9 protein-coding genes and 2 tRNA genes are annotated in these 11,324 nt (G+C 66.2%); 8 read left to right on the forward strand and 3 right to left on the reverse strand.

The genetic code is table 11. The features are described from left to right. The first annotated feature begins 252 nt into the window (after positions 1–252). The 5 genes from G7A98_RS04345 to G7A98_RS04365 all read left to right on the forward strand — a co-directional run bounded on the left by G7A98_RS04345 (position 253) and on the right by G7A98_RS04365 (position 8,602). Positions 253–2,268, forward strand: a complete 2,016-nt coding sequence (locus G7A98_RS04345) for an NADPH-dependent 2,4-dienoyl-CoA reductase (RefSeq protein ID WP_240464669.1) — start codon at positions 253–255, stop codon at positions 2,266–2,268. Positions 2,269–2,443: 175 nt separating this feature from the next. Next, the gene (locus tag G7A98_RS04350; RefSeq protein ID WP_163648256.1) at positions 2,444–3,490 is read left to right on the forward strand and encodes a low specificity L-threonine aldolase; all 1,047 of its coding nucleotides are present in this window, start codon (positions 2,444–2,446) and stop codon (positions 3,488–3,490) included. A gap of 220 nt (positions 3,491–3,710) precedes the next feature. Further along, positions 3,711–5,633, forward strand: coding sequence for a PrkA family serine protein kinase (locus tag G7A98_RS04355; protein ID WP_163648257.1), 1,923 nt, complete (start codon positions 3,711–3,713; stop codon positions 5,631–5,633). 118 nt (positions 5,634–5,751) lie between these two features. Further along, a complete protein-coding gene (locus G7A98_RS04360; protein WP_163648258.1) occupies positions 5,752–7,032 on the forward strand; it encodes a YeaH/YhbH family protein in 1,281 nt (426 codons plus the stop codon). 22 nt (positions 7,033–7,054) lie between these two features. Beyond that, a complete protein-coding gene (locus tag G7A98_RS04365) occupies positions 7,055–8,602 on the forward strand; it encodes a SpoVR family protein (RefSeq protein ID WP_163648259.1) in 1,548 nt (515 codons plus the stop codon). A 46-nt stretch (positions 8,603–8,648) separates the two neighbouring features. On the opposite strand, the gene G7A98_RS04370 is transcribed toward G7A98_RS04365, so the two are convergent. Further along, complete coding sequence (locus G7A98_RS04370; RefSeq protein WP_163648260.1) at positions 8,649–8,963, reverse strand: high-potential iron-sulfur protein; 315 nt, start codon at positions 8,961–8,963, stop codon at positions 8,649–8,651. A 258-nt stretch (positions 8,964–9,221) separates the two neighbouring features. Here G7A98_RS04370 and G7A98_RS04375 point away from each other — a divergent pair, with 258 nt between their 5' ends. The 3 genes from G7A98_RS04375 to G7A98_RS04385 all read left to right on the forward strand — a co-directional run bounded on the left by G7A98_RS04375 (position 9,222) and on the right by G7A98_RS04385 (position 10,938). Beyond that, the gene (locus G7A98_RS04375; RefSeq protein ID WP_163648261.1) at positions 9,222–9,689 is read left to right on the forward strand and encodes a methylated-DNA--[protein]-cysteine S-methyltransferase; all 468 of its coding nucleotides are present in this window, start codon (positions 9,222–9,224) and stop codon (positions 9,687–9,689) included. A 70-nt stretch (positions 9,690–9,759) separates the two neighbouring features. Further along, the gene (locus G7A98_RS04380) at positions 9,760–10,035 is read left to right on the forward strand and encodes an Lrp/AsnC ligand binding domain-containing protein (RefSeq protein ID WP_163648262.1); all 276 of its coding nucleotides are present in this window, start codon (positions 9,760–9,762) and stop codon (positions 10,033–10,035) included. 45 nt (positions 10,036–10,080) lie between these two features. Further along, positions 10,081–10,938 carry a DNA/RNA non-specific endonuclease gene (locus G7A98_RS04385; protein ID WP_163648263.1) on the forward strand — a complete coding sequence of 286 codons (858 nt, stop codon included), beginning with the start codon at positions 10,081–10,083 and terminating at the stop codon, positions 10,936–10,938. A gap of 195 nt (positions 10,939–11,133) precedes the next feature. Here G7A98_RS04385 and G7A98_RS04390 read toward each other — a convergent pair. Next, positions 11,134–11,220 (reverse strand) — tRNA-Leu (locus G7A98_RS04390). A 27-nt stretch (positions 11,221–11,247) separates the two neighbouring features. Then, positions 11,248–11,324: transfer RNA gene (locus G7A98_RS04395), tRNA-Leu, on the reverse strand.

An 11,324-nucleotide genomic window follows, 5' to 3' on the forward strand; every position in this document is an offset into this window, starting at 1 on the left:
CTGTCGATACCGTCGACCGGGCGTTGATGTCGTTTTGCGTTTCCTGCCTCCTGATATTCGTGCGTTTTCGTTGCTCCTCGGCGACGCCTGTGGCGTCGGTATCGGTTCGCGGGTGCGTGTCCGAGTGGAATCGGCATGGCGGCACGGCTGGTCGAGGCGGCCTTCGACGTTGCGTGATTCGAGTGACGGAGTACACTCGTTCAAACGATTGTTTGGAATCTGCCCGATCACCGATGTTTCGGAGGCCCCGCCGTGACCGCCCGCTACCCGTATCTCTTCCGGCCGCTCGCCGTCGGCCCGCTGACCCTGCCCAACCGGGTGCTGATGGGGTCCATGCACACCAACCTGGAGGAAGCGCCCGAGGGTTTCGCACGGCTGGCGACCTTCTATGCCGAGCGCGCGCGGGCCGGGGTGTCGCTGATCGTCACCGGCGGCATCGCGCCCAATGCCGAGGGCGCGGTCTTCCACGGCGCGGCCAGGCTCACCGATGCCGCGGAGATCGACCGGCACCGCGGGGTGACCGAGGCCGTGCATGCCGAGGGCGGGCACATCTGCCTGCAGATCCTGCATGCCGGGCGCTACGCCTACTCGCCGGCACTGGTCGCGCCCTCGCCGATCCAGGCGCCGATCAACCCCTATCCGCCGCGGGCGCTGACCGCCGAGGAGGTGGAGCGGACCATCGACGATTACGTCAACTGCGCCCGGCTGGCCCGCGAGGCCGGCTACGACGGCGTCGAGGTGATGGGCTCCGAAGGCTACCTGATCAACCAGTTCATCTGTCGGCGCACCAATCAGCGTGACGATGCATGGGGCGGCGACTTCGCCAACCGCATCCGCTTCCCGGTGGCGATCGTCGAGCGCATTCGCGCGGCGCTGGGTCCGGACTTCCTGGTCATCTTCCGGCTGTCGATGATCGATCTGGTCGAGGAGGGCAGTACCTGGCAGGAGGTGGTGGCGCTGGGTCGCGCCATCGAGACGGCGGGGGCGAACCTGATCAACACCGGCATCGGCTGGCACGAGGCGCGGGTGCCGACCATCGTTACCAGCGTGCCGCGCGCCGTGTTCAGCGAGGTCACCCGGCGCATGAAGGCCGAGCTGACGATTCCCCTGATCACCACCAACCGCATCAACATGCCCGATGTCGCCGAGCGCCTGCTCGCCGAGGGCGTCGCCGACATGGTGTCGATGGCGCGTCCCTTCCTGGCCGATCCCGAATGGCTGGCCAAGGCCGGGCAGGGCGATGACGGGGCGATCAATACCTGCATCGCCTGCAACCAGGCATGTCTCGACCATACCTTCCAGGGCCGGCTCACCTCGTGCCTGGTCAACCCGCGTGCCTGTCACGAGACGGAACTGAACCTGACGCCGGTGACGACGCCGCGCGCGATCGCCGTGGTCGGGGCCGGACCGGCGGGGCTGGCCTGCGCGGTGAGCGCCGCGCAGCGCGGCCATCGTGTCATGCTCTTCGAGCGCGAGGACGAGATCGGCGGCCAGTTCAATTTCGCCCGGCGCATTCCCGGCAAGGAAGAGTTCGCCGAGACGCTGCGCTACTACCGGGTGATGCTCGAGCGCCACGGCGTCGAGCTGTGCCTGAACACTCCGGTCGAGGCGGAACGGCTGGCGGGTTTCGATGCCGTGGTGCTGGCCACCGGCGTGCGTCCGCGCGCGCTCGACCTGCCGGGCATCGATCACCCGATGGTGCTCGACTACCCGACCGCAATCCGCCACCCCGAGCGTGTCGGCCGGCGTGTGGCGATCATCGGCGCCGGGGGCATCGGCTTCGACGTCGCCGAGCTGCTGACCCATGCCGGACACCCGGCGCTCGACCGCGAGGCATGGTGCGCGGAGTGGGGCGTGGATCTCGCCGTCAGCGAGCCGGGCGGGCTGCAGCCGCCGGTGGCGCCGGCGGTGCCGCGTCGGGTCACCCTGCTGCAGCGCAAGACCTCGAAGCCCGGCAAGGGCCTGGGCACCACCACCGGCTGGGTGCATCGGGCGGCCTTGCGTCATCGCGGCGTCGAGATGCTCGCCGGCTGCGAGTATCGGGGCATCGAGGACGGCGGCCTGCGCCTGCGCGTTGCCGGCGAGGAACGGTTGCTGGCCGTCGACAGCGTGGTGATCTGTGCCGGTCAGGAGTCGGTGGTCGAGCTGCTCGCGCCGCTGCACGGGGCCGGCACCGAGGTGCACGTGATCGGCGGGGCCGAGAAGGCCGCCGAGCTGGATGCCAAGCGCGCCATCGACCAGGGAACGCGCCTCGCCGCCATCCTCTGACGGCGCGCTTTTTCCCGTCGGGCGGGGTGCTAGACTGGGGCCTGTTGAGATTCCCGGCGCGGCTCGCGGGGGAGTCTCAACGGGCCCCAACGGCGTGCGATCCACGCCGACAGCCGGACGCGATGGCACCCGGTCGCGTTCGCCAACAACAACAGTCTCGCGAGAGGACCCCGCCATGCCCCCCGACTGCTCGCCGCGTTTCCTGGCCAGCGACAACACCTCCGGCATCTGCCCGGAGGCGCTGGAATACCTGCTCGATGCCAACCGCTGCGATGATCTCGCCTACGGCAACGATGCCTGGACCCAGCGGGCGGCCGACCGCTTCCGCACCCTGTTCGATTACGACTGCGACGTCTTCTTCGTCTTCAACGGCACGGCGGCCAACTCGCTGGCCCTGGCCGCCATGGGCCGGAGCTATCACAGCGTGATCTGTCACGAGCTGGCGCACATCGAGACCGACGAGTGCGGCGGCCCGGAGTTCTTCTCCAACGGTGCCAAGCTGCTCACCGCCAGCGGCGAGCACGGCAAGCTGGCGCCCGAGGGCATCGAGCGCCTGGTCACCCGGCGCCGCGACATCCACTACCCCAAGCCGAAGGTGGTGTCGATCACCCAGGCCACCGAGGTGGGGACTGTCTACACCCGCGATGAGCTGCTCGGCATCCGCGCCATGGCCGACAAGCACGACCTGCGCCTGCACATGGACGGCGCGCGCTTCGCCAACGCCTGTGCCGCGCTCGAGGCCTCGCCGGCCGAGCTGACCTGGCAGGCCGGCGTCGACGTGTTGTGCTTTTCCGGCACCAAGAACGGCCTGCCGATGGGCGAGGCGGTGGTGTTCTTCAATCGCGAGCTGGCCGAGGACTTCGACTACCGCTGCAAGCAGGCCGGCCAGCTGGCCTCCAAGATGCGGTTCATTGCCGCACCCTGGCTGGGGCTGCTGGAGTCCGGGGCCTGGCTCGACAATGCCGTTCACGCCAACGCCATGGCCCGTTACCTGGCGGACGGTCTCGAGGGGCTGCCCGGCGCGCGCCTGATGTTCCCCGCCCAGGCCAACAGCGTGTTCGTGGAGCTGCCGCCGGCGGTCCTCAAGCACCTGCGGGACCAGGGCTGGACCTTCTATACCTTCATCGGAGCCGGCGGGGCGCGCTTCGTGTGCGCCTGGAACACCACCACCGAACTGCTCGACGGCCTGCTGAGCGATATCCGGATGGCGCTCGATCGCTGACAGATCGATGCCGTTCGCGAGTTTTTTCCGCGCCGTGATCGAACCAATCGCGGCGTTCGCGCTCATACCCTGAAAAGAGGAGCACCGCGCGGTTGCGTTGAAAGACCTCATGGCAAGCTCTCCATCGTCAGTCGTTTATCCGTCTACGCTGATCATTACGCCAGCCCGGAAAACCCAGACGGTTGTCGGCGACCGGGTGTCGCGATTCAAGGAGGCCTCAATGAGTATCTTCGACCATGTGCAGAGCCGCTACGAGCAGGTTCAGCAGGAAGAGATGAGTCTTCAGGAGTACCTGGAACTGTGCCGCACGGACCCCGGTGCCTATGCCAGCGCCGCGGAGCGCATGTTGAAAGCCATCGGCGAGCCCGAGGTCATCGACACGTCGAAGGACCCGCGCCTGTCCCGCATCTTCACCAACAAGGTCATCCGTCGCTATCCCGCATTCTTCGAGTTCTACGGCATGGAGGAGGCGATCGAGCAGATCGTCGCCTACTTCCGTCACGCCGCCCAGGGGCTCGAGGAGCGCAAGCAGATCCTCTACCTGCTGGGCCCGGTGGGCGGCGGCAAGTCGTCGCTGGCCGAGCGGCTCAAGCTGCTGATGGAGAAGGTGCCCTTCTACGCCATCAAGGGGTCCCCGGTCTTCGAATCGCCGCTGGGGCTGTTTTCCCCCGAGGAGGACGGCGAGCAGCTCGAGAAGGAGTACGGCATTCCGCGGCGCTACCTGAAGAGCGTGATGTCGCCCTGGGCGGCCAAGCGCCTCAAGGAGTACGGCGGCGATATCTCGCAGTTCCGCGTGGTGCGTCTGCATCCCTCGCGGCTCAACCAGATCGCGGTCTCCAAGACCGAGCCCGGCGACGAGAACAACCAGGACATCTCCTCGCTGGTCGGCAAGGTCGACATCCGCCAGCTCGAGCTCTACTCCCAGGATGACCCGGACGCCTACAGCTTCTCCGGCGGGCTGTGCAAGGCCAACCAGGGACTGATGGAATTCGTCGAGATGTTCAAGGCACCGATCAAGGTGCTCCATCCGTTGCTGACCGCGACCCAGGAGGGCAACTACAACCCCACCGAGGGCATGGGGGCGATTCCCTTCGACGGCGTCATCCTCGCCCACTCCAACGAGAGCGAGTGGCAGCAGTTCCGCAACAATCGCAACAACGAGGCCTTCCTGGACCGCGTCTACATCGTCAAGGTGCCCTACTGCCTGCGGGTCTCCGAGGAGATCAAGATCTACCAGAAGCTGCTCGAGCATTCCTCGCTGGCCGAGGCGCCCTGCGCGCCGGACACCCTGCGCCTGCTCGCCCAGTTCTCGGTGCTCTCGCGGCTCAAGGAGCCGGAGAACTCCAGCATCTACTCCAAGATGCGGGTCTACGACGGCGAGAACCTCAAGGACACCGATCCCAAGGCCAAGTCGATCCAGGAGTACCGCGATGCCGCCGGGGTTGACGAGGGCATGGACGGGCTGTCCACGCGTTTCGCCTTCAAGATCCTCTCCAAGGTGTTCAATTTCGACACCCACGAGGTCGCCGCCAACCCGGTGCACCTGCTCTACGTGCTCGAGCAGCGCCTGGAGCACGAGCAGCTGCCCAAGGAGACCCACGAACGCTACCTGCGCTTCATCAAGGAGTACCTGGCGCCGCGCTACGTCGACTTCATCGGCAAGGAGATCCAGACCGCCTACCTCGAGTCCTACAGCGAGTACGGCCAGAACATCTTCGACCGCTACGTGACCTATGCCGACTTCTGGATCCAGGACCAGGAGTACCGTGACCCCGAGACCGGCCACATGTTCGACCGTCAGGCCCTCAACGAGGAGATGGAGAAGATCGAGAAGCCGGCGGGAATCTCCAATCCCAAGGACTTCCGCCACGAGGTGGTCAACTTCGTGCTGCGGGCGCGGGCCCAGAACAACGGCATGAACCCCAGCTGGCAGTCCTACGAGAAGCTCAAGGGCGTGATCGAGCAGAAGATGTTCGCCAACACCGAGGAGCTGCTGCCGGTCATCTCGTTCAACGCCAAGGCCTCGGAGGCCGACAAGCGCAAGCACGAGGACTTCGTCGCCCGGATGGTCGAGCGGGGCTATACCGAGAAGCAGGTGCGCCTGCTCTCCGAATGGTACCTGCGCGTGCGCAAGTCGCACTGAGCCTTCCCGCCCGGGGCGCGGACGGCGGTATCACCCGCGCCCCGGCGGTCCGGTCGGCCGGACACGGCAGGCGATGTCCGGCGGCCAGTGCCCCCGAGACTCCCGGAGGGAGGCAGGCATGAGCTATTTCATCGATCGGCGGCTCAACGACCGCCACAAGAGCGAGGTCAATCGACAGCGCTTCCTGGATCGCTATCGCACCCACATCAAGCGCTCGGTGGAGGAGGCCGTCAACAAGCGCTCGATCACCGACATGGAGCGCGGCGAGAAGGTCTCCATCCCGGCTCGTGACATCTCCGAGCCGGTCTTCCAGCATGGCCCCGGCGGCAAGCGTACCGTGGTCAGCCCCGGCAACAAGGAATTCGTCGAGGGCGACCGGCTGCGCCGCCCCGGCGGGGGCGGCGGTGGCGGGGCCGGCGAGGGCAGCGCCTCGAACCAGGGCGAGGGCATGGACGAGTTCGCCTTCTCGCTGACCCGCGAGGAATTCCTCGATTTCGTCTTCGACGGCCTCGAGCTGCCGCACCTGGAGCGCAAGGCGCTGCTCGACCTCGAGGAGGTGCGCCCGGTGCGGGCCGGAATTGCCCGCGAGGGGGTGCCGGCGCGCATCAACATCGTGCGCTCGATGCGCGAGGCCCAGGCGCGGCGCATCGCCATGCGGGCGCCGATCAAGCGAGCCCTGCGCGAGGCGACCGAGGCGCTCGAGGCGGAGGAGCGCAAGGACCCGGTGCTGCGCAACCCGGCGCGCATCGCCGAGCTCAAGGCCGAGATCGAGCGGCTCGAGAAGCGCCTCGACGCGGTGCCGTTCATCGACACCTATGACCTGCGCTACAACAACCTGATCAACCAGCCGCAGCCGTCGAACAAGGCGGTGATGTTCTGCGTGATGGATGTCTCCGGGTCGATGACCCAGTCGCACAAGGACATCGCCAAGCGCTTCTTCCTGCTGCTCTACCTCTTTCTCGAGCGCAACTACGAGAAGGTCGAGCTGGTCTTCGTGCGCCACCACACCGCGGCCAAGGAGGTCGACGAGGAGGAGTTCTTCTACTCCCGCGAGACCGGCGGTACCATCGTCTCCAGTGCGCTCACCCTGGTCGACGAGATCATCCGCGACCGCTATCCAGCGCACCAGTGGAACCTGTACGTCGCCCAGGCCTCGGACGGCGACAACTGGGACGACGATTCCACCACCTGCCGGGAGCTGCTGGTCAAGTCCCTGATGCCGCGCCTGCAGTACTTCACCTACGTGGAGATCACCCCCCACGCCCACCAGGCGCTGTGGGAGGAGTACGAGAGCGTGCAGGCCGAGTTTCCCCAGCGTTTCGCCATGCGGCAGATCGTCGAGGCAGGGGACATCTATCCGGTGTTCCGTGAACTCTTCCGGCGTCGCGCCGAGCACTGAGCTCGGCCCAGGAGGCAGCATCATGACCCGACGCAAGCCCATTGCCACCGGCTCGGACTGGAACTTCGAGACACTCACGGCCTACGAGCGGGAGATCGCCCGCCTGGCCGACGAGTATCGGCTGGACACCTATCCCAATCAGATCGAGATCATCACCTCCGAGCAGATGATGGATGCCTATGCCAGCGTGGGCATGCCGATCGGCTATCATCACTGGTCGTTCGGCAAGCAGTTCCTGGCCGTGGAGCAGGCCTATCGGCGCGGCCAGATGGGGCTGGCCTACGAGCTGGTGATCAATTCCGACCCCTGCATCGCCTATCTCATGGAAGAGAACACCCTGATGATGCAGGTGCTGGTCATGGCGCATGCCTGCTATGGCCACAATTCCTTCTTCAAGGGCAACTACCTGTTCCGTACCTGGACCGACGCCTCGGCGATCGTCGACTATCTGGTGTTCGCCCGCCGGTACGTTTCCGAATGCGAGGAGCGCCACGGCGTTGCCGCCGTGGAGCAACTGCTCGATGCCTGCCATGCGCTGCAGAACTATGGCGTCGATCGCTACAAGCGCCCGTCACCGATTTCCGCCGAGGAGGAAGCGCGGCGTCAGGCCGAGCGTGCCGAGTACTTGCAGTCGCAGGTCAACCTGCTGTGGAGCACGATTCCCGAGCATCGCCCCGCGCATGGCCCGGAGCATGACGAGGAGGATCCGCTCGGCCTGCATCAGTACGGGCGCTACCCGGCCGAGCCCCAGGAGAACCTGCTCTACTTCATCGAGAAGAACGCGCCACTGCTCGAGCCCTGGCAGCGCGAGATCGTGCGTATCGTCCGCAAGCTCGCCCAGTACTTCTACCCGCAGCGCCAGACCCAGGTGATGAACGAGGGCTGGGCGACCTTCTGGCACTACACGCTCATGAACCGGCTGTATGACGAGGGGCTGGTCGACGAGGGCGTGATCCTCGAATTCCTGCAGTCGCACACCGCGGTGGTCAGCCAGCAAAGCTTCGACAGCCCCTACTTCAACGGCATCAACCCCTATGCGCTGGGCTTCGCGATGTACAGCGACATCAAGCGCATCTGTCAGGAGCCCACCGCCGAGGACCGCGAGTGGTTCCCCGACATCGCCGGCAGCGACTGGCTGGAGACGCTGCACTTCGCCATGCGCAACTTCAAGGACGAGTCGTTCATCCAGCAGTTCCTGTCGCCCAAGGTGATCCGCGATCTCAAGCTGTTCACTCTGGTCGACGACGACCAGGATGAGATGCTGACCATCGAGGCGATCCACAACGAGCGTGGCTACCGGCGTATCCGCGAGGCGCTGTCGACCCAGTACGCGCTATCGGTGCGCGAGCCCAATATTCAGGTCTGGGAGGCCGACATTCGAGGTGACCGCTCCCTGACGCTGCACCATGTGCAGGATCGGCGGCGGCCGCTGGCCAAGAGCGTCTACCCGGTGCTGCGTCACCTGCATCAGTTGTGGGGCTTCCCGGTCAAGCTGCTGTCGATGGAAGGCGAGGAAGTGGTGCGCCGCTACCAGTGGCCGCTGCCGGCCGACCTTGAAGGTCGCGGCTGATATGACGAGTGAGTGCCGGGGCGCCATGGCGGCGCCCCGGCGAGGTTCAGCCCTTCTTGGTCCAGGATTGGCACCAGCCACCCGGGGCGACGCTGTTCTGCGGGAACAGCTGGCAGCCGTTGTTGGCCTCCTTGAAGAACATGCAGTTGGCGCACTTCTCGCCCTTCGAGTAGGCGGGGTTGTCGCTGGCCTGACTGGCTTCGGTGACATAGTTGAGCGCCTTGGCCTGCGGGTTGCTCGGGTCCAGAGGCGGCAGTTCCTGGGCGAGAGCCCGTTGTGACAGAATGCCGGCGCCCAGTGGCAGGGCGGCGAGGCCGAGCAGGCTGTGGCGGATGAAGTCGCGGCGATTTTGGTCGGCCATGGTAGCTCCTCGTTGGTCAGCGTTAGGGTTGCCGAATGTTTTCCCGCCCGGTGCGAGCGGAAGGCGGTCACGTGCCTGGCGCGGGGCGCCTGTCGTTTTTTACGCAGCCGGGATGCCGAACTGCGGGGGAGGTTCAGGCCTCCTTCTTCATACCCTAGTCAAAGTGTATACATTTTTCCTGGCAAAAGTGTATACACTTTTGGCGAGTCATGCGCCATTGCCCGAGAGCGGGCGGTTGCCGGAGGAACAGGAGGCCTCATGCGTTTCACGACATTTTCCAGCCCGCTCGGCGATCTGCTGCTGGCCGGCGACGAGGCCGGCATTCGCCACCTGCGCTTCGATACCGAGCGTATCGAGCCGGGGTGGGAGCACGACGATACGGCTCTGGCCAGGGCGCGCGATGAAATACTGGCCTATCTGGCCGGGCGGCGGCGTCAGTTCAGTGTCGATATTGCGCCCCATGGCAGTCAGGCGCAACGTGAGGTCTGGGCGGCGGTGCGGCGCATTCCCTACGGCACGACGCGAACCTATGGCGAGCTGGCGCGACGGCTGGGCGACGACGTGGCGGTCATCACGGTGACCCGGGCGGTGGCGGCCAATCCCCTGCCGTTGCTGGTGCCTTGCCATCGCCTGGTGACCACCGGCGGCCCGGGTAGCTGGCCGGGTGGTGCATCGCTCAAGCGTCGGTTGCTGGCGCTGGAGGCCGGCGACGCTGCCGCGGGGTGATCTGCGCTGATATACTGCCGCCAACGTGAGCCGTCGGCTCACCGGTCGCATTCAGGCAGGGAGGAGAGCCATGCAGAACGCCGTGATTCTGATCAACGCCGAAAAGGGCCGCATCAAGGCCGTCGCCGAGCGTCTGGCCGAGGTTCCGGGGATCAGTGAAGTCTATTCCACCTGTGGCCGCTACGATCTGGTGGCCATCGCCCGGACCCGGGACTTCGAGACGCTGGCCGACCTGGTCACCGGGCGCCTGACTCAGGTCGAGGGGGTTCGCGAGACCGAGACCCTCAATGCGCTGCAGGTGCATTCCCGCCACGATCTGGAGACGATGTTCAGCGTGGGGCTGTGAGGTGATGCCCCAGGGCCGGATGATGGCCTCGTCCGAGGCCGCCGCGTGATCGACGACGTCCTCGACTGGGCCGGGCGGGGTGCCCGGCGCCTCGCCGTTGCGCTGGTCTTCGTGGTCGTGGCCAGCGGCCTGTGGTACTGGCAGGAGCGCGATGTCCGCGAGCGCCTGGTGTGGATGGGGCTGCCCGAGCGGCAGGCCACCGACTGGCTGGCGCTGCATCGGGTGCTGCGCAACCAGGGGGTGCTGCTGGGCTGGTCGGACCTGCGGGCGAGCCCGCTGTGGGTCGGCTATCAGCTGCATCCCGTCGCCGAGGGCGTGCATATCGGCGAGCGCCCGGACTTCCGGCGCGACTGGCGCACGCTGTGGCCGGTGGCGCCCGACGACTATCTGCGCAGCGGCTACGACCGCGGGCATCTGGCGCCCAACTACGCGATCGCCGCCAACTACGGCCGCAGCGCGCAGCGCGACACCTTTCTGATGTCGAACATCACCCCCCAGCGGCCCAATCTCAACCGGCGCCTGTGGCAGCGGCTCGAGGAGGTGGTCATCGACGACTTCGCGCCGCGCTTCGGCACCCTGCAGGTGATCACCGGGCCGGTGTTTGCGCCGGGCTGGGGGGCGCTGCTCAATCGGGTGGGCTATGTGCAGGTGCCGACGATGTTCTACAAGATCATCGTCGTGCCGGGGCCGCAGCCCCGGGCGCTGGCCTTCCTGATGCCGCAGCGGGTCCAGGGCAGCGAACCGCTGGATCGCTACCTGGTGACCATCGATCGCATCGAGGCGCTGACGGGGCTGGATTTCTTCCCGCGGTTGCCGGGGCCGGTGGAGCATGCGCTGGAGTCGCGTGTCAGCACGCAGGGCTGGGCGCTGGCGCGTGTCGCCGACCAGCCGCCGCGCTACTGAAGTGCGCAAGAGATGCGAGCTGGCGAATCGAGGTCGGTAATGGTTGAGGCCCAAGGCAGCTGAGAAGCGAAAGCGGGGAGGCTTCGGTGGTGAGGCGTGTTCGGGCCACATGTCGGCATCGCACGGGCATGAGCAAAGCCATAATGCGAGATCAGTAAATTCGGGAAATCACGAGAGAGGAGAGCATGATGCGGATGGTGCCCAGGAGAGGACTTGAACCTCCACGTCCGTAAGGACACTAGCACCTGAAGCTAGCGCGTCTACCAATTCCGCCACCTGGGCGCATCATGTTTTTCGGCGGCTTTCGCGTGGTGCCCAGGAGAGGACTTGAACCTCCACGTCCGTAAGGACACTAGCACCTGAAGCTAGCGCGTCTACCAATTCCG

The sequence above is a fragment of the Modicisalibacter sp. 'Wilcox' genome (assembly GCF_010993675.1).
Lineage (GTDB): Bacteria > Pseudomonadota > Gammaproteobacteria > Pseudomonadales > Halomonadaceae > Modicisalibacter > Modicisalibacter tunisiensis.